Raw genomic sequence first — 19,269 nt, forward strand, 5'->3', positions numbered from 1 at the left:
TTTTTCTTAGACAAAATAAAACTCCCCTTCAAGCAGCGGTTTATTTATTAAACCTGTCTACTTGAAGGGGAGCATATCAAAATCGGTACTCTGTTCCGTAATTTATAATAGCGAGGTTACGAACTTCACCTCCGGAAAGCGGTTATCCGGTCCTTTCATTAAGATTCCGCCTTGATTTTTCAGATACCTATCGAAGAAATCCAGCATATAGGCATTGATAACGGAGTTCGCTCTTTCGGGCGCAATCTTTCCTGTAATGCCCAGCATTTTGAAAATCGGAGAAATGAACTGTACGTCGGTAAAATTCAAATGCTCCGTATTTTCGATATAGAGGACTTGTCCTCCTTCGTCGACCGTTTCGCGCATCCGTTCAAGCTCCAACTTTTTATCTTCCGTTACTTGATCCTCCCACTCTCTTGTTGATCCCATACGGTTAAGCTCTGCATCCGTGTAGACCCGGTTATCCATCACCATTTTCAATTTTTCGAAATAGCTTTCCGAGTTGATGAACAAAAACGGCTTTCGTAGACCCTCTCTGTCACGCAGTCGATAAAGCCCTCCATCAAGGTCTATTCCAGCCGTGATTCGCGGATCATAAGAAGCGTCATAGGCCGTCGCTCCGCCGATGGAATGACCGAACGTCCCGACATGACCGAGATCAATCCTCCCTTTTAGATGACTTGGAATCAACCCCGATTGGATGAGCTCGAATTGGTCCAACGCAAACGCCACATCGCCGGTTAAAACTTTTCCCAACTTGTCGCGATTTCCTCTACTCGTCTGGTAATCATGGTCGGGCGAGAATAAGTCGTTGGTTGTGCTGGTCGTGATTCGCCCGTCCGGAAACTCGGTTGCAAATGTATTGTAGGTATGGTCGATCACTGCCACGATATATCCATGACTCGCGAGATTTTCGGCTTGCGACGTGTGAAGAAACCTGGAAGAGCCGTTGCCGGGATTCGCAAGGATCAGCGGGTATGAAGTCTGTGCCGAAGAGACTTCGGCCCCCGAATAAGCATGACTGGATACGTACTTCAGGTGTTGAAACGTAAACTCGGGAAGGCCATAGTTCGCGGCCATATAACGTAAAATCTGGGTATCGGGAATAAAGGGAGCGTACTTGCCGGTGCTAGCTTGAGCCGGATACCAGACCTGAACCATCAATTCTCTCTTACCCTCTCTGGCTTCGTCGAAAATCTCTTCCCTATTTGTATCCACGAAATGAAAAGTTTGCGTTCCTACCTTAAATTCGCCTGTCGGTTCAGGTAGTTTAAATACAGGAAAAGCATACATGAGACCCGCTGTTGCGACCAGCATTATTGCTATAGCGGTATAAGCTGAACCCAACATGAATCGTGGGATTTTTTTGGGACCGTTTTTTTTAAAATAGCTATAACCTGAAATGGCTAAAAAAATGATCGTTATGCAATATGGGAATAATAGCTGAACTCTGTATCCTTCCACCGTCCAATGAATGACCAGTAAAAGTGTGGCAATCCCGCTTGCAACGAATACTGGAATTCTACGCCGTCCTTTTTTTAATAGTACGGTTAATACAAATAAGCCGATGTTTGACAATAAAAGCAACAGTTCAAACAGCCTCATCTCGATTCTCCTTTTAAAAAATTTCTATTTTCGTTTGTTCTAATCTTATCCTGCCAGGCTGGCCTAAGCTATCGATTTGCCTTACATCTACCTAACAATTTTGTAATTCGATCTTGCGGTATTGGAAGACTCGTAAAACCAAGGATGAATCAGTAAATACCAATAAGTATGTGGTTAATACATCACAGACTTATAACGACTATGGTAGTATCACAAGCACTGTTGACGTGTTGGGTGTACCAACAACGTACACCTATGATGCAACGTTGCATTTACTTGTTGGTGTCTCGAAACCAATTTCTGTGACTCAAACACAATATACGGAATATGTACGTGATGCAGTTCACGGCAATGTGACAAAAATTCGTGTTCGTGAAGTCCGATATTATGGAAATTTCACAGGGAGTAGAAAATGCTTCAGCTAAGACGTGTCGTTCGGCCAACTAAAAGCTGTGATTTTGACGCATCAGGATGTCGATCATATAGGTTGTCTTCCTGAGATTTTGCAGGAGTGTGGCAATCATATCAAAGTCTATGCACACGAACTAGATAAGCCGTATATTCAGGGGGATATCCCCCTTTTAAAAGATAGTCACCTTGAGATCCCTCGAAAGGCAAAGTAAGACTCTTATTGCCGGGGATTCGATGTACAGTGTAAACGGGATTCTGGGGGGGGATTCATGTCCCGACCACACCGGATGTGGGTGCAGCTCGTCTCTCATTGAAAAAGTATTTAGATCTCGACATTACATCCGTAGCTTGTTATCACGGGGGATTAAGTAATGTACATGTGAATGATCAGATATTAGGACTTACCCAAGGATTATAAAGTTAAAGTTCCAGCAAGCTACCTTTTCGTGAAACGATGTTGTTAGCGTAGAAGAATTGAACCAGTGCTTCAATTCTCCTACTGTTTCCTCCCTTCAACCCCTTCTTTAAAGTTTATTTCTGCAACCCATTGATGATTTATCAGTCATAAAAACATCACTCCACGCGTGCTAACTTGTATATAGATCAGACTTTAACTGATTAAAAATGTATTCTTGCATTTGATCTAAAAGAAGAATGATGTTAGTATCTTTGCCATTTTTCAAAACCCACTGAATAGACGTCATTGAGTTAGCAGCATATAGTTCAGCTAAATACTCCAATGCGATCGAAGTTGAAGAATTCTGTTGCTTTAAATAATCTAAACAAGTCCGAAACAAAATTTGTTCAAATTCTTTACGTAAATCGGCGGATATTTCATGAACGGTTAACAATGTTGAAATTTCCATCTTATTTTTAATCATTTGATCGGTTACAAGTTCTATGGCGTTTGCCACCTTGCCATCTTCCATGGAATCAAAACGCTGCTCAATTTCAACTTTAAAATCAGAAGCATACTGTTTAACTATCTTTTCTAGCAAGTCGTACTTATCCAAATAATGACTATAAAACGTAGAACGTCCGATAAGGGATTGATCACAAATTTTTTTGATCGTAATATCTTTAAAATCATGTTGTTGGAGTAATTCAATGAAAGCTCGCTCAATAGCTATTTTTGTTTTATAAATTCTGATATCTTCATTCATTTAACCACTTGCTCCTTATGTGTAAGTTTTCGAACACTTCATATATACCGTGTAAGATATCTTACAGATTATGCGATACTAATTATTTTTTATGTAGTAACTATACTCTATAGTAAGCACATACCCAAATTGAAGGAGGACAATATATGTTTAAATCCTATGTCCATAACGAACAGTTCAATCTTCAAATTAATCGTTTTATCAATGATTATTATCAAGAAGATGATCGAGCACAAGCTGACTTAGAAAAAATGATTCCGAAATTAAAAGACACCCATAGCTGGTATGAAGCTTGGCTCAATTTTGCAAGGGAACGCGAAGACAGCAAGGACTATGACTTAGCCTCAGTCTACTATCAAGCTGCAGAATTTTATCTTGCAACCACAGACCCCAATAAAGAAAAAATGTATCGAAAATATAGAGATACCTTCTATAAAGGCTTTCATGATTTTGATTATGAATCCTACCAAATTCCATATGAAGATTCCTATCTTCCTGCTGTAAAATTGTTGACGCCTGGAGCTACGAAAACATTACTTGTCTTTGGTGGGTATGATTCTTACATGGAAGAGATGCTTAAAATGATGAAATTCATGAAGGGAATTAATTACAATATTATTGTATTTGATGGTCCAGGCCAAGGAACTGCATTAAAAAACGGCCTAAAATTCATTCACAACTGGGAAAAGCCCATATCAACGGTGATTGATTATTTCAAACTAGATCGTGCAAGTCTCGTAGGTGCTTCTTGGGGAGGATATTTAGCTATGCGTGCGGCAGCCTTCGAAAAGAGAATCGATAAAGTAGTTGCTTTTAACATTTTCTATTGTGGTTTAGATGCCTTAAAAATGGGAATGCCAGAAGAAACTTACCAAAGCATAGTGCAGCTAGTCGAACGTAATGAAGTAGATCAAGTGAATTCATTATTCGAACAGATGATGACTCACAATATTGATTTGCATTGGAAGATTACCAAAGGGATGGAAAACACCGGTGAAGCAACGCCTTTTGATCTCATTAAAAATTTCGAAAAGCACACGATGCACGGCATTGGGGCATTCATTAATCAAGATGTTCTTTTACTAGCTGGAGAAGATGATCAATACGTACCTATTAGCCGACTCGCACAAATCCAACAAGAATTAATCAATGCTGCGTCCATTACAACCAAAGTATTTACTAAAGAAACAGGTGGCGAGCAACACTGCCAAGCAGGTCACAGGGAGTTAGCATTTAATGAAATGAAGAAGTTCCTATAACAACTGTAAATATATATTTTTTTTATACGCAACATGCCCATCAAAAAATCGTAGTTCCATAGCTTCAATCGTTGTTATCCCATTGGCAAGTAAAAACCGACTCCAATTATGGAGTCGGTTTAGTCCATTCATTTCCCCCTGTTATCTCAATGGAGAAGTCCGTAATTTCCTCTGAGCTTTTCAATTCATGCGGCCTAGCATGGTTAGATTTTCGAACCGAAGAACCTTGAAGGAGCGCAAGAAACGAACTTAGATGTCTATCGGCCCTTAATTTCCATTATTTAACATCTAATAAATCCAGGGAGTTAAGTCCACAGCTTCAAACCCTCTTGTTTGTCACTGCAAGTTTAAATAATCAAAATCAACAAAACCACCCGTTGATTTAGTAGCATAATTGAACAAAGCAAAACGGTATCCCATAAAGTGAGGGATTGTATATGACATCGGAAGTGTGTTGCCTATAGCCGTCCAATTTGTGCCGTTAAGACTGTAGTAGAAATATGCTTTATCCATCTGATTTGTAAAATCACATATAAGCTTAAGATATACTCTGTTCTGGGTGAAAGGGACACTTGCCACTTCAGTCATTGCTCCAGAGCTGGCATTCACTATAACAATGGATTTGGAGGTCCCGTTCATCTTTATGCCTACAAATCCATAATTAGCCTGAAAAGCTGCAAGACCGGAATAGTCTCCGTCCTTCATCCCGCTTGTTTCCATTGCAATGATTCCTGTACTTTTCGGTCCAAATGTCCTTTGGGTAAGCGTATTTCTGGCATCCAGAATACTTTTACTCACTTTCCCTGTAGTCATTCTCATAAATCCAGGACGCTGTGTAAGGGACCAATGAGTATTGTCAGGATTGTGGTTCCATTGCCACTCCTTTTTAAGAGTCGCTTCAGAAGACGAGGTTCCTGTAAACGAAACATCGTCCACATAGAAATTCATCAAATCACTTGTTGGGTCTGGGGTTGAACTGTAGGGTGTCTCAATGAAAATAAACGTTTGTGAGAGGTCGGCATCTGCCGGAAGTGTATATGTTCCTTGAATTGTGCCCCATTGGCCCTTGGTTAGCGTGGTGGACCCAAGAATCGATATACCTGTGTAACTTGGACCATTCTGAATACCAAAATTAAATTGCTTAGTGGCAGGACCTTCAGTGTATTTAACCTTTGCAGAAAAATTATACATTCCGCCGGCTGTTACTTTTCCGGTAATTACTTGTCTTGGACCAGCAGCTGTTTGTTGTCTACCGCTGACAAACAAGCTTTTTGAGCCGATGTAATAGTCTGTAGTGGTTGCTGCAACAAATGCAGTGTTATTATTCGTCCACGGGCTTATGGTGGCATTTTCAAATCCACCGTTTGCAATAAGCTGACTGGAGGCTTGAGAAGATGAAAACTCATCAGACGCATAGACCTTCTTTTCGGGATAACCTTCAACAGGAACATCCATCGTAAGAGGAACCTTACCGTTAACACCGAATACCGGCCAATTATTTAACCATGTAACCGGAACAAGATACGGCATACGTCCAATTGCTCCGCTGTCTTTAAACAGCATAGCATACCAGGAGCCAGAAGGAGTATCAACAATTCCCCCCTGTGCAATACCTGAATCATTCAATGACACCTGACCTGTATAGGGTCCTGTCAAGCTACTTGCACGATAGGTTAATTGTGTGCGGTTGCCTCCCGATGGCCAGCATATAAGAAATATATAGTACATTCCCTTGATCTTTTGTATGTGCGCGCCTTCAGCCTTGACTATGAAGCTGGAACCGGCAATATTACTGGCAGCGGAAATAATCACCTGATTAAGTCCCCCTGGCTTGATAGCCTTTGCATCTGCAGTAAGCTCAATAATGCTGATATTATCACTGCCATAAACCAAGAATACACGTCCATTATCAAACAGCAGCGATGCGTCATGATAATAGTTGTCAAGCACTGATGATGTCCATGGACCAGTTTCTATATTGCTGGTTTGATAGATGTATGTTTTGCCGGTAGAATTGGAGCCAAAGGACACATAGTAGATGCCGTTATAATATCTAAGGCTGCTTGCCCACGAGCCTTTTCCATATTCGTTCTGCCCGTTGTTAAGATTTTGTGCGTCATTGTTGGCATACGTATCGTAAACATAATTTACGATTTCCCAATTGACGAGATCATAAGATTTCATGATCGGAACTCCAGGATTCATGTGCATGGTCGTGCTAGTCATATAAAAAGTATTACCTACCCTGATAACATCGTTGTCTGGAGAATCAGCATGTATAAACGGGTTTGTAAAAGTAGTAGCTGCAAATACAGAAGTATTGGACATCATACTCATGAATAATGGTAAAACTAATAAAAGCACACTTATCCTCCTATACATATTAGAATCGCCCCTAATCTTTGATAGGTTCAAAAGCTTTTAGTTTTAGTTAATTAAATTGTAAATAATCCACATAGGCATCCCAAGTACCGTTATCGGTGGTTACGATCAGTCTGACCTCTTGATTTCCGGTTACATGGGTGATATTAGACAAGGTTTGGACCGTCGGCGTAGTTCCCGTAAAATAAAAGGAGCCAACTGTGGTTCCTCCTATTTGCAAGTCTACTCTGGCGGTACTGGAGTTATTCGAAGCACCCCTGACTGAAATACTATGAGTAGAGTTGGCAAAATACTGAGTGTATGCACTATAATCATCATTGGCGTATAAAGCGACCCCATTGAAAGGAGAACTGATCTTCCCAGCGTAAGTCCCACCGAGAGTCATATCCTCAGCTTCAACCCTTGTTCCAGTAGTATTGGGTGTAAACTGCCAGTAATCAATATTAAATAAGTTACCAGTCCCTGTTCCGGTAAACACTAAGAAAACCTTGTGGACTCCTGTTGCATTGCTTACAGTGGTTTCGACTTCCTTCCAGGTCTGTGTTCCTCCAGTAGAACTGACATTAAGAGTTCCAACCAGAGGACCCGTTGCACTGTCCAGACGTATTTCTATTTTACCGCCTGCATTGGATGCTATGTTTGCTTTAAACGTCTTGGCTCCACCGCTACCAAAGTCGGCATTTCCTACAGCGATCCAATCTCCATTGTGTACGTTTGTCACATTCAGATTACTAATGGGACCGCCGCTGGCTTGAGTAGGCTCGGTTGTGACTCCCGCTTGCCACGCCATGGTCTCTGCTTCCACTCTGGTATACGGATTCAGATTGGAGAACTGAGCGATTCCTGTCATATTCCCCTGCACTTCAGCGATACTTCCATCTCCATTATGCGTCAGCTTATTAATATGCGGGGAGCGATAGCCTTTCCCAGCTCCAATTTGAGCCTTGCTGACCGTCTGGGCATGGTACACCACATACCATTCATTCTTAAAGTTAAATACAGCGTGATGGTTGTTGCCGCCCACACCGAAGAACGTATACGGATTTTTCAGGAAATGCCCTTTATAAGTAAAGGGACCCACCGGGCTGTCGCTGACCATGTAGCCAATTTCACCTGCAGGGTACTGTGGCGGGTGTGTCCCGGCAAAGTTGATACAGTAGGAATAGTAGTACTTTCCGTTATACTTATGAAGGCCCGAATCTTCAAACAGGTACGGGGCATCAATGGTGGTAGCGCTCCCAATAACGCTGGTCATATCTGCGCCCAATTTGATGACTCTGGCGGTTTTCGGATTCGCAATGGAGGCCGGATCGGATTCGTTCGGAATGCCGCCGCCGCTATACAAGTACCCTGTGCCATCATCATCCACCAGCACAGCCGGATCAAAAAGCCAGGTTACACCAGCCATTCCCGGCGTATTATGTGTCACAAGAGCTCTGCCCAGGGGGTCTGTCCAAGGGCCGATCGGCGTGTCTGCGGTCAGAACGCCAATGCCGGCTCCACCATTGGCAAAATAGAGAAAGAATTTATCTTTGCCATTGATTTTTTTTTGCGCAATGGCCGGAGCCCAGGAGTTGCCGGCCCACTTGGCAATGCCTCTGCCGTTGTTCTTGTTGTTCGCACCGGCAACCGGAATGGCACCGTGATCCGTCCAGTTCACCATGTCCGCGGAAGAGATGACCTGGATGCGATCCAGTCCGCTGAAGTCATTGTCTTTAATCGAGCCGTCATTGTTATACACATACGTATCGCTGGACATATAGATATAGACTCTTCCATCATAGACCAACGCATAGGGATCAGCGCCCAATTTATGGTCCATAAGAGGATTCGAATTCCCTGGAAGCTTTGCAATTGCATTGTTAGCAGCATGTACAGGTACCATTGGTAAACAACTCAGCAATAATGTAAAAGCTAATAAAAACACCGAAAATTTTTTAATCATAAACATATTCCTCCATTTTTATATATTATGTCTATTAAAAGTTTACAAATTGCCTATGCATAGATTTAATTAGTAATTTTGTATCCTATTTGAAGGTTGGTGCTCCGAAACTTGGACTTGTAACATTTTCAGCAGATATTATAGCCTCCCCTCTAAATTTGTAACCGCTTTCATTTTTACAGTGGGGACTCGAATCAAGCCGAATTAGCCAGTTCATCATTTTTATTTTCGCCCAATAAATTTCAGTTAATAGCTTTTTATAATTACCTTGGTTACGGTACATACAGCAAACTGCGTTGCACGGGTTCCAGGCATTCTTTTGGATATCAGCGCCTTAATTCACCGATGGCAAGCCATAACAGTCGTCTTCATGCAAGATGGTGCTCTTCGAGCTGTTTGTGCTCAAATGTCAATCCCCAAAGTTCAAGGTGCTCAAATATAGTGTCTGGTTCATAGGCAACCCTGTATATTAACGAACTACCGATCGTATTCCCAAATTCCCCTCCCTTCTTTTTCATTACACGTACCGATTGAAAACTTTAACTTTAGAGTTGAACTTGAAAGCTTTTACATAATTACAAAGGAATATTATGTCGTTAGTAAGCGTTGAAGCGAATTTTAGGCTACACAGTCGGGAAAACGATATCCAGGAATATAATACCATAAACGCCACTTTGGAACAAGTGGTCGATACTATTGGGCATCATTCCTGCATGGTTCGCCAAGGCTTTATCCTTCCGGGGAGAGCAAAGCATGCGATTCTAATCGTTGCCGGGGGGAAATGCCAAGATCGACAACAAGAAGTGTCGGCTTCTGTCCTTTAACAGACCGTTCAAATTGGGCGACAGCTTTGCAACTTGTGGAGTATGCTAATAATTCCAGGCTGTTGCGAAGCTTATATTCATGCCATTTTATGCGACTAGTTCTAACCAGAATAGCCATCAATCATGAGTTATCTTACAATTCAAACTTCAATCTATAAATAACATTTATCCCCTCTCATTAATGCCCGATCCTTTTCTTTTAGTCGCGGATATGCGTAACAGTAACCATATTCAACGATCCAAGCCAAACTGTTTTCACTAACATTTTTAGATCAAGGATATTTAGGTGTTCAATGAAATTGGGTTTAATATTAAACGGATTGTTACGGAGTCCAAGCGCACTAGCATCGATAACGATTGTCTTTACCTGTCTAAACCTACGATGTTTGCTTTTTGCCTTCTGGACCTCAACAACACACCTAAACTTTCAAAATGAATTGAATACAAACGCTCTACAGCTTGAATAAGTATTCTATTCATTTGGTCCACCTCCATTAGATATGAAAAAAACTTATTTCTCCTCATGGTTCGAGGTGAAATAAGTTTTGAATTAAGTGCATTCAGACGAACAGGAGGCATTACCATTCGATTTCTTCAAATAAACGGAAAACCATCTTTTTTTCAAATTCGTCTAATATCTTAAACCCAGTCATCTCATCTTCTTTTTCTCCAAGTTTTATCATAGTAGCTATTGCTAAGTCTCCTACTTTATAATGACCTATCAGCTTATCTTGATGTTCCCTTTTTAAAGATAATCCATTTAATTTTTTAAATATTTCCTCTGTACGAATACCTTCTTTTCCGATATGTGTCATTGCATGATATAAAACTATGGGGTTCTTTTCTTCTAGCAAATTTTCTAACTCATCTATTGAACATTTTCCTTCTTCAATTTTTTTAATATATTCATTTTATTCCACCTTTAAACTGATATTAATTAATGTTCCAAACTGTAAATACTTGCCCCAACTTGAACAAGATCAGGAGATGCTAACTTGCCAATGCATATTCCAATATTTTTCCTTTCAGCCATTGAGGTTGAAATTTGAACAGAGCTAACGCTTAATACCGTCTCAATTTGATCTGCATTTTTAATAAGAATTTTATCACCTATGATTTTTTTTATTTCTGGGTAGGTTAAATGGTCTAATCCTTTGTTTGTTCCTACTAAAATTGTACCTTCATCTTTTGACTCAAAAGTTATACTAACATCCATTATTTTTTCCATTTTAAACGCTGCCCCTTTATCGTTCTTCAATATAAAGTTCTCCCTTAACATCACGTATACGCAAATCAGCGCTTTTTAATTAGGTTATGGCATCCCTCAGTAGGTCATCCTTTCTATTGATGTTAAATCGGTATCGAACCTTGCGGCTCTTATACTAGAGTATGTCTTCAAACTATAAAACTATGATTTCAGTCAAGGTGATGGTAAAATTTATTTTCAAATGAAAAGACGAAACGATTGTCTCATCCGATCCGCTAAATTAGCGGCTTTTTTATTTTAAAAGTGCTGGTGCGTCAGTCCGTTTTCATAAAACTTCAACACGGTTTCCATTTATATCAATACCCAGAAATGTATGGTATGATGAAGGACGATTTAAAGAAATCGTATTGTAGTGAAGGGATGATTTATATTGATAGATCACGATAATCTTGAAGAGTATCGAGACCCGATTAATTATGATCTTGAATTTGGCGACGAGATTAATAAATATAATTTCTATCTTGATATTGCTAGATTGAACCCAGGCGAAGTTTTGGAACTTGCATGTGGTACAGGATTGACAACCATTCATTTATCAAAATCGGGGATACATATAACAGGTGTTGATATTTCTTCATCGATGCTTGAATATGCGCGAGTTAAAGCTCAAGGTTTGCCTGTGGATTTTATTGAAGCTGATGCTCGTACATTCGAATCCGAAAAGCGTTTTTCCATGATTTATCTGACAGGAAATGCATTCCAGGCATTTTTGAGCGACGAGGATCAACGAGCCTTACTCGAAACTGTCTACAAGCACCTAGAGCCAAATGGGGTGTTTGTTTTTGAAACACGAAACCCCTTTGGAACCGATTTATCCAACCAAGAGGAAAGCATCTGGGGAAAATTTATCGATAAGGATGGAATTAAAGTCAAGGTATCTGGGACACAGTCGTATGATTCAAGTAGCCAGATCATGCACTGGGTCACGTTCCGTGATTGGGGATCGGAGAAAACAACTTCTCGAATTGCATGTCGCTTTACTGATAATGACACGCTTCAGCGTTTATTAACGAGCCGCGGCTTTTTTTTCGAAAATCAATATTCGGACTGGGATAAAACACCTTTCACTCCTTTATCTCCTTCCATCATTAGTGTTTGTCGAAAAAAACATGGAGCCTAATACGATTGACGACCGCGCGTAAGATATCCATGCCATTCGCATGTTTTTGAAGGAACAACAGGCTATTCCAGTGATTCCCGAAAAAAATCGCCGAGTCATCCTAAAATATGATAAGATCGTTTACAAAAAAACGTTATTTGGTGGAATGCTCTTTAATAAAGTAAAGAATTTATCGTCGTCTGGCGACTCACTATGTAAAATGGCGTGTACATTCAAGTCTTTTTTTGCCTTGGCAACCATTATTGTTTGGCTTGCCTGAGTTTGAAGACACGCCCTAATTCATAAAAAATTCTATTGTTTTCTGCCAAGAATCTGATTGACCAAAAGAATTTCCTTTTAAAGTACCACCACAAGTAAAAACGCCTCCACCCATTTTTAAGTTCAATGTTTCGCTTAAAGGTATAATAAATGGTATTGGTAATGAGTGACCTAAATCCTTATAGTCTAAAAGATTGTATTTGTATTTATAATTGTTTTTTTTCAAAATACTCATTATTTCTACACATGCCTCGTGAGTATTCCAAATATTATCTTGATGACCTGCAATTAGCAATAAATTCGCATTTGCATTCTCTATTTTTATTCGAGCCTCCTCTTTATTTCTTGCCCTTTCCACACTTTTTTTATATGTAGTAGTAAAACCAAAAGGTATATTTTTTTCTAAGCAATGACGCTGATGGTCGTAAAAAATTTCATTATCAACTGGTATAAATGGTAATGATCTCCCTTCATACGACCATGATGAAACATTTTTACCACTCATCAAACCATCCAACGCTTGAAAACAATATGCATGAGGTGCAGAAGCCACAACTTTAGAAATGAATTTATATCGTGACGCCAAAAGTAACGCCAATTCTCCACCTTTAGATGTACCATGTACATATATTTCATTAGTACGTGTTAATGAATTCTTTTTAAGCCAAGAGAACACTTTTTCAAAATATTCAAGGGGAATTTCCTCAAGCTTTTTAGGCAATCCCTTTTCATTGAAATATCCAACGGTTAAAACATTAAAACCTCTAGATGCCAATGGTCCTGACAAAATCGAAAGACCACTTAGTTCACCATCAGACCCACCCAATAATACAATCGTTTTATAATTTGAGTTTTCAGTGTAAAACAACTCTCCCACGAATGCATCAGTAATCTGATGTCTTTTCACTTCCGGTAACTTAAACATACGCTCTAGACTTATGCATTCCCGATCTTGTCCATTTTCACATACTATGTCAATAAATAGACTACCATCTATTGAAATATTATGAGCGATATTTCCTCCCTCACTATTAATCTTCTGTAAAGAAGCAATAAGGCCCATACTATCTATATAATCATAAGTTCCAGAATCAGGTTTCTGTTTCGATAAATCAACACTACCGTTTGAATCCGCAGTAAACCAAGCAAATGATTGATACTTTTCACTAACTGCCCAAGGAAAATGCATGGATGCAGTTATTTTTATTTTGTCCTCTGGTGGTAACCCGGTGACACAAAAATCGATTTTTTCATCAATTATTGCAATTCTCGGTTGTACTTGTAATTTCATCTCGCGACCTCCAAAAGTAGCAATGAATTTTGATGGAAAAATGTTTCCCATTATTTAAAAATGCTTTCTCCGTAAAATAAAGCTATCTAAAGCTCGAATTTGTGCTTCTTGAAACCCTTCCAAGTCTTCAAATTTATAATTTACATCTTCCTCAAAACCAACGTACTCTTCGTTGTGAGCACCATATATTCTTTTCAATAAACTCCATAACACTTCTAATTCTTCAGTTGTGAATCCATTAAAAATATCTGCCATTAGGCATATTGCTTTCTCACCACATTCCAGCATGACTCTTTTCCCTAATTCCGTGATTTCCACGTTAATTGCACGTTTGTCCCGTTTGCTTGGCGTCGTAATTAGGTATCCTTTATTCTCTAAATTGACTATAAGCTTTTGTGCGCTTTGTTTGCTTGTTTCTAACTTTCTTGCAATATTAACAAGTGTTGTTTCATCCTCTGGCAAATGAGCTATTGCCAGCATGATCATGTACTGTCGTGATGTTAATTTCTCAAAATAGTTGTCGCCTTGTATTTGCAACTTATTAGTAACGGAAAAAAAAGTAGCGTAAGTTTGTTGCATTATATATAACTCTCTAAGCGCTTTAGAATATTCCATAAATATATCCTTTTCTTTTTATTGTCACCATACTGACTATAATTACAATAACAGCATTTTGTGTTATCGTCAACATGGTGACAATAATACCATTTGTAAATTGCATACATTAAATAAATAATTGTTATTGTGTATCTGGAATTCCTAGTCGTTATGAATGATCAGCCCGGTCACGTCTTTTGCCTTGCGGAAGTGAAGTTGTTTGCTAAGCCAGGAGAAGGAGCGATTATATCAACACGTACGACGAATAACTAAAAAGGGTGGAGTTGATATAGTTTATCAACTCCACCCTTTTTCTGTGTGTGACGAGTTCAGTCTCTTTTCTTGGTACCGCTTTTTACTGTAAAAAACAACAATGATAAAAAGAATAGAGCCTGTGAAGTTTTAACCATCAACCTGATTCCTTCACCGGAATCTTTTATATCAAACAAAATATCAGCTATGGATACCAAACCTGTAGTAATAAGTATAATCAATGCGAGTATGTACACGTTTAGTCCCCCTTTTTTCCGATTTTACAGCAAGAAGAAGACAATAGCTCTGGATGCGGGTTCGGCCAACCACGCAGGCAACCCAACATATTTTAAGGCGTAAGCAAGACCGTCCTCTGCTGTGCCTGTGAAATCTACCATGATATCCAAAGCTTGCATTATTACTTGATAACCAAGATAATATTTCAAAGTTTCTTTTGCACCGTCGGTCAAAAGTGGTATCTTATCTACATAAATTTTTATCTGTTCATTCCAAGCACGTGATCCAATATTTTTCAGTTTAGAAATTAATTCTAACGCTACTTCCTTTGCGAACTTTGATCTCCAGCCTTGTGTACTTACTTCCCCAGATGGACGTTGAGTATCGACCATTCCAAGATTAGTGCCTACAGTTTTGAAAAGGTCATCATAATCAACTTGTCTTAATTCTTGCTCTACTCTTTCATCAACAATTCCATTTTCCAAGTCTATCTTAGTCTCTGAAGTTATAGAAGATTCTACGGTGTTGGCAACTCTCTTCATATATTTGGTATTTTTCTTCAATATACTAACATGAATTATATATATTTGTAAAATAGAGGAATATAGTAGATGATTTTTCCTGTAATAATATCTATTCATAGTATTTGGACAATAAATGGTTATTATAACCTGTGAAAAGAGACTGTTTATTAAATAACTTTTGACCGAATGATGGCCGTTCGTTAGACTTTTAGCATGATATATTTATATCATGGAAAATTAAATAAGGAACACCCCGCCGCTTTCGAGCCTCGGTGAACCAGGTCGGCCAATGTGCCGGCCTTTTGATTTTTCAACAAACCAAATTAGGGAACATAAATCATGTCTACAGAAGCAAGCGCAGTAAGAAACGGTGGGTGCGCATATTTGGTAAAAATATTGAGTCTCAAAATCATATACTTCAAACAATAAATGGATGCACATACGTTTGTTCCCTTCATGCTCTAAACCTAAATGAAATCCTCTGACTAAATAGCGAAATATTCGCTAAAAATAAATAGCGATTATTTCGCTGGGATATTCTAGGTTTGGAGGTGAGAAGATGTACCAAAGGATCCGAGATTTGCGTGAAGATAGAGATTTGACTCAATCCCAAATGGCTGAATATTTGAATTGCAGTCAACGAATTTATAGCAATTACGAACGCGGCGATGTTGATATTCCTACAAGGATTCTAATCAAACTAGCTGATTTCCATAACACAAGCACAGACTACTTGTTAAACAGAACGAAACAAAAAAAACCTTATCCCGCAGGCTAGCTACTTTTAGAAATAAAAAAGGTAACTCCTCATAAAGGAGCTACCTTTTTTATTTTTTTATAATCGCCCCCTACAATCTTCTGAACTACCTATTTCAACTCTTCTTTCCCGTCAAATACTTCAATCATTATTAGTGCCCCCATTTTATAACCCTCAATATAAGCCGAAGCGGACAATAAGGAAATTAAAACATCTTGTAAATCCGAAAGTCTTCAATTAATTTGTAATCTTGTTCTGGCAATTTTGTTTTGAGGGCTTCCTCAGCATCGGCTATTCTCTGAGAGACCAGTTCAAACTCAGTGTCTTTCGATTTGATTCGTTCACTTGGGTTACATTTTCCGTAATAAAAGTTCTCCAAGATACTCATGTTCTACTCCTTCATGATATGTATTATTAACCCTCTGACTAATTTTAGCGAATTATTCGCTAAAAATCAATAGCGATTATTTCGCTAAGATATTCTTAGTTCGAGGTGAATATGATGTATCAACGGATTCGAGATTTACGTGAAGATAAGGATTTGACTCAAACTCAAATGGCCGATTATCTGAATTGTAGCCAGCGGATATACAGCAATTATGAACGTGGGGAAATAGACATTCCAACGGAGATTTTAATTAGACTAGCTAATTTCCACCATACAAGCACAGACTATTTACTAAATAGAACAAACCAAATAAAGCCCTACCCGGCGGGATAACATTTCTAAGAAATAAATATTAGTCTTAATCTAATTGTGCATTATTTCAATAAATGTTTTTCAACCAACGTAAAATTCTCTTTTATTGTAGATTTCCCATCCACCGTAATCAGTTTTACACCAAGAGTATGGGTCATTTTATTGGCTTTACGAAGGAGCGCGGAGGGACCATCATAATATATCTATGTACCTACCCAACTTTCCTTAGGCGACAAGCCGTTCGCAGACACAGAGCATCATTTGCTCCTAGTTCTGAAGGATGGTGAAGTCGAACTTACAGGCTACCAGTCTGGTGCGGAATGCACTTCATTTTTATCGTATGTTCGAATGCAAACACAAGGAGCATTGCCCTGTCGACAACATCGGCTTGGACAATGCGCTTTATTTTATAGCAACTGCCCTTGGGACAGCATCTTCTGTGCATTAAAGTTAGAAGTCATAACAAGAAAATTTTTAAAAAACCTTCACTAATTACTAGGTTAGTGTGGAGGGAACGAATACTTTTTGCCACCCCAAGCCACGAGAAGCGCAAGGAATAAGAGTATGAATAATGCCCATGAAAATGATCCCGCACCAAAAGTTTCGAGTAAAATACCCCCAGCCATCCCGCCGCCGGCGATAGCCAGATTCCATACGGTCGTGTTAATCGGCATAACCATATCCACTTTGCTCTCCCCTGCAGCCTGAGCAAGCGCCGTTTGCAACAGCGTTGCTGCACCGCCGAAAGTTAACCCCCATACCGTAACAATGATATAGATCATAAGGGCATTGGAGTTGCTAAAGCTCATGGCAATAGAAATTAAGACGAAGGAAATAAGACTAATCAAGACAAGCTTACGCAGCCAACGGTCGATGAATACGCCAGTTATCCATATACCTACGAGAGCAGCAATGCCAAAGAAAGACAGAGCCAGACCCACTCTCTCACCCATCCCATTGGCCGCAAGAAATGGAGCAATATAAGTATAGAGAATATTATGGGCTGTCATCCAGGTCAGTACAACCAATAGTATGGGCCGAATCCCCGGTGTAAGGAAGACTGCATAGATCGAAGCTTGCTTATCGGAGGACTGTCCCGGATAGTCCGGCACCTTCCAAAGCACCCACGCGATCAGTATAACTGTCAGTAGTGACATAATTCCAAAAACAGAACGCCAACCCATAAGGTTCCCCAGAAACGTCCCCGCTGGGACACCAATAGCCAAGGCGATCGGCGTTCCAACCATGGCAACGGCCATCCCCCTCCCCTTCAATGTAGCAGATACCATGCAGAGAGCGTAACCGCCGATCATCCCCCATAGAACTCCAGCCGAAACTCCTGCCAGTAGACGGGCAGCCAGCGTCAGTATGTAGCTGGAAGAAATTGCGGTGACACTGTTAAAAACCAGGAACCCCCAAATAGCCAGAAGTAACAGCGGACGCCTCCGCCATTGGCGGGTAACTATAGCTACAGGGATGGCAGCCACTAGGGAACCGATAGCATAGACAGTGACCAGTTGACCCGCCATTGCCTCTGAAATATAAAGTCCCTTGCTTATTTGCGGAAGCAAACCAGCCGGAATCGTTTCCGTCATAATACAGATGAATCCTGTCATAGCCAAAGCAAGCAGACCAAGCCAGGGAAAGCGCTCAGAGGAGGCGGAAGAAGCAATCTTTACAGTAGTAGAAGAGTTATTGCTGGACATTAGCGCAGCTCCTTAAAATCGATTTCAAAACAAGTTCAAGCGAAAAATCAAGCATATATGCCAATGATTTGCCCTCCTTTTATTTTACTTATGGATCGATCAATCCATATTTTAAAGATGCCTCTCTGTCTTGTCAATTACTTTTGGATCGATTAGTATATAAGTACAAGATAAAAGGAGGCGACTCCATGGTTAGAACCGGAAGACCACGTAAATTCTGTCGCGACGAAGCGATCTCCCAAGCTATGATGTTATTTTGGGAGCATGGATATGAATCAACCTCTTTGGCTCAACTCAAAAAGGCGATGGGCGGCATCTCCTCAGCCAGCTTTTATGCAGCTTTTGAATCAAAAGACGCATTATTCAAAGAAGCGCTGGACCGGTATTTGGCTACATACGGACAAGTATCGACAAGCCTTACAAACTATTCACTTTCATCGCGCACAGCTATTGAATTAGCCTTAAGAAGTTCAGCAATCATGCAGACTGAACAGACCCATCCCTTGGGTTGTTTAGTCATATTCTCTGCAAATACATGTTCCCCAGAAAACACTCATATTCGAGAACTATTGATCAGGCAAAGAGCAGTGACTAGGAACAAGTTCTATGCTCGTATTGAGCGAGCTACCAAGAATGGAGAACTTCAAGAATCCACAAATGTTAGCATGTTAACCACACTATTCGTTACCTTTCTGGAAGGTATATCTACGGAAGCCAGAGATGGTGTGTCCTTAGACAACATTGATACAGCCATAACTAAATTGATGGAGCTTTGGGATACTTGTGCCTGAGACTTGAGACTTGAGACTTGAGACTTGAGACTTGAGACTTGAGACTTGAGACTTGCCCAGTCTTCATGAAAATAAGGGCATACAAATAGCAAAAGGCAATCCCCTTAAAAAAGGAGATTGCCTTTTTATTCAGGAAGAATGCTTCTCTCGTAAACGGCTTTATTCAGCTATCCTACACAT

General features: G+C 39.9%; 18 protein-coding genes and 1 pseudogene. 7 read left to right on the forward strand and 12 right to left on the reverse strand.

From position 1 onward, the window contains the following. Nucleotides 1–102: 102 nt before the first annotated feature. Nucleotides 103–1,605, reverse strand: a complete 1,503-nt coding sequence (locus tag JOD82_RS25445; RefSeq protein ID WP_209950183.1) for an alpha/beta hydrolase family protein — start codon at nucleotides 1,603–1,605, stop codon at nucleotides 103–105. A gap of 428 nt (nucleotides 1,606–2,033) precedes the next feature. Here JOD82_RS25445 and JOD82_RS25450 point away from each other — a divergent pair. Further along, nucleotides 2,034–2,434 (forward strand): annotated as a pseudogene (locus JOD82_RS25450) (MBL fold metallo-hydrolase); the annotation flags it as partial. A gap of 169 nt (nucleotides 2,435–2,603) precedes the next feature. Here JOD82_RS25450 and JOD82_RS25455 read toward each other — a convergent pair. After that, nucleotides 2,604–3,179, reverse strand: coding sequence for a TetR/AcrR family transcriptional regulator (locus JOD82_RS25455; RefSeq protein WP_069011159.1), 576 nt, complete (start codon nucleotides 3,177–3,179; stop codon nucleotides 2,604–2,606). A 146-nt stretch (nucleotides 3,180–3,325) separates the two neighbouring features. Here JOD82_RS25455 and JOD82_RS25460 point away from each other — a divergent pair, with 146 nt between their 5' ends. Then, nucleotides 3,326–4,438, forward strand: coding sequence for an alpha/beta fold hydrolase (locus JOD82_RS25460; RefSeq protein WP_069011161.1), 1,113 nt, complete (start codon nucleotides 3,326–3,328; stop codon nucleotides 4,436–4,438). A 336-nt stretch (nucleotides 4,439–4,774) separates the two neighbouring features. Here the strand turns inward: JOD82_RS25460 and JOD82_RS25465 are convergent, their stop codons facing one another. Then, nucleotides 4,775–6,802, reverse strand: coding sequence for a beta-xylosidase family glycoside hydrolase (locus JOD82_RS25465; protein WP_312887714.1), 2,028 nt, complete (start codon nucleotides 6,800–6,802; stop codon nucleotides 4,775–4,777). 67 nt (nucleotides 6,803–6,869) lie between these two features. Next, nucleotides 6,870–8,765: a carbohydrate-binding protein gene (locus tag JOD82_RS25470; protein WP_069011167.1), complete on the reverse strand. Its 1,896-nt coding sequence runs from the start codon at nucleotides 8,763–8,765 to the stop codon at nucleotides 6,870–6,872. Between the two features lie 590 nt (nucleotides 8,766–9,355). On the opposite strand from JOD82_RS25470, the gene JOD82_RS25475 reads away from it, so the two are divergent. Further along, a complete protein-coding gene (locus JOD82_RS25475) occupies nucleotides 9,356–9,589 on the forward strand; it encodes a hypothetical protein (RefSeq protein WP_069011169.1) in 234 nt (77 codons plus the stop codon). 578 nt (nucleotides 9,590–10,167) lie between these two features. Here the strand turns inward: JOD82_RS25475 and JOD82_RS25480 are convergent. Beyond that, the gene (locus JOD82_RS25480) at nucleotides 10,168–10,443 is read right to left on the reverse strand and encodes a hypothetical protein (RefSeq protein WP_069011171.1); all 276 of its coding nucleotides are present in this window, start codon (nucleotides 10,441–10,443) and stop codon (nucleotides 10,168–10,170) included. 83 nt (nucleotides 10,444–10,526) lie between these two features. Continuing rightward, on the reverse strand, nucleotides 10,527–10,847 hold the full coding sequence (locus JOD82_RS25485; RefSeq protein ID WP_245231689.1) for a hypothetical protein: 321 nt from the start codon (nucleotides 10,845–10,847) through the stop codon (nucleotides 10,527–10,529). Nucleotides 10,848–11,226: 379 nt separating this feature from the next. Between JOD82_RS25485 and JOD82_RS25490 the strand changes: the two genes are divergently transcribed. Then, nucleotides 11,227–11,976 (forward strand): class I SAM-dependent DNA methyltransferase, encoded by a 750-nt coding sequence (locus JOD82_RS25490; protein ID WP_245231688.1) that lies wholly within the window; start codon nucleotides 11,227–11,229, stop codon nucleotides 11,974–11,976. Nucleotides 11,977–12,250: 274 nt separating this feature from the next. On the opposite strand, the gene JOD82_RS25495 is transcribed toward JOD82_RS25490, so the two are convergent. The 4 genes from JOD82_RS25495 to JOD82_RS25510 form a co-directional block, all read right to left on the reverse strand. Beyond that, on the reverse strand, nucleotides 12,251–13,525 hold the full coding sequence (locus JOD82_RS25495) for an acyl-CoA thioesterase/bile acid-CoA:amino acid N-acyltransferase family protein (RefSeq protein ID WP_069011173.1): 1,275 nt from the start codon (nucleotides 13,523–13,525) through the stop codon (nucleotides 12,251–12,253). A gap of 54 nt (nucleotides 13,526–13,579) precedes the next feature. Continuing rightward, nucleotides 13,580–14,140, reverse strand: coding sequence for a MarR family winged helix-turn-helix transcriptional regulator (locus JOD82_RS25500; protein WP_029515063.1), 561 nt, complete (start codon nucleotides 14,138–14,140; stop codon nucleotides 13,580–13,582). 311 nt (nucleotides 14,141–14,451) lie between these two features. Beyond that, nucleotides 14,452–14,631: a hypothetical protein gene (locus tag JOD82_RS25505; protein WP_029515064.1), complete on the reverse strand. Its 180-nt coding sequence runs from the start codon at nucleotides 14,629–14,631 to the stop codon at nucleotides 14,452–14,454. Between the two features lie 24 nt (nucleotides 14,632–14,655). Beyond that, on the reverse strand, nucleotides 14,656–15,096 hold the full coding sequence (locus tag JOD82_RS25510) for a hypothetical protein (RefSeq protein WP_155271725.1): 441 nt from the start codon (nucleotides 15,094–15,096) through the stop codon (nucleotides 14,656–14,658). A gap of 598 nt (nucleotides 15,097–15,694) precedes the next feature. Here JOD82_RS25510 and JOD82_RS25515 point away from each other — a divergent pair. Continuing rightward, nucleotides 15,695–15,913 (forward strand): helix-turn-helix domain-containing protein, encoded by a 219-nt coding sequence (locus tag JOD82_RS25515; RefSeq protein WP_029515066.1) that lies wholly within the window; start codon nucleotides 15,695–15,697, stop codon nucleotides 15,911–15,913. Between the two features lie 184 nt (nucleotides 15,914–16,097). On the opposite strand, the gene JOD82_RS25520 is transcribed toward JOD82_RS25515, so the two are convergent. Beyond that, nucleotides 16,098–16,280: a DUF6809 family protein gene (locus JOD82_RS25520; RefSeq protein ID WP_312887715.1), complete on the reverse strand. Its 183-nt coding sequence runs from the start codon at nucleotides 16,278–16,280 to the stop codon at nucleotides 16,098–16,100. A 114-nt stretch (nucleotides 16,281–16,394) separates the two neighbouring features. Here JOD82_RS25520 and JOD82_RS25525 point away from each other — a divergent pair, with 114 nt between their 5' ends. Next, on the forward strand, nucleotides 16,395–16,613 hold the full coding sequence (locus JOD82_RS25525) for a helix-turn-helix domain-containing protein (RefSeq protein ID WP_076295896.1): 219 nt from the start codon (nucleotides 16,395–16,397) through the stop codon (nucleotides 16,611–16,613). Nucleotides 16,614–17,092: 479 nt separating this feature from the next. On the opposite strand, the gene JOD82_RS25530 is transcribed toward JOD82_RS25525, so the two are convergent. Further along, nucleotides 17,093–18,298, reverse strand: a complete 1,206-nt coding sequence (locus JOD82_RS25530) for an MFS transporter (RefSeq protein WP_209950185.1) — start codon at nucleotides 18,296–18,298, stop codon at nucleotides 17,093–17,095. Nucleotides 18,299–18,486: 188 nt separating this feature from the next. On the opposite strand from JOD82_RS25530, the gene JOD82_RS25535 reads away from it, so the two are divergent. Continuing rightward, nucleotides 18,487–19,089: a TetR/AcrR family transcriptional regulator gene (locus tag JOD82_RS25535; protein WP_069011175.1), complete on the forward strand. Its 603-nt coding sequence runs from the start codon at nucleotides 18,487–18,489 to the stop codon at nucleotides 19,087–19,089. Nucleotides 19,090–19,269 lie beyond the last annotated feature (180 nt).

Source organism: Paenibacillus sp. 1182 (assembly GCF_017833915.1).
Lineage (GTDB): Bacteria > Bacillota > Bacilli > Paenibacillales > Paenibacillaceae > Paenibacillus > Paenibacillus polymyxa_D.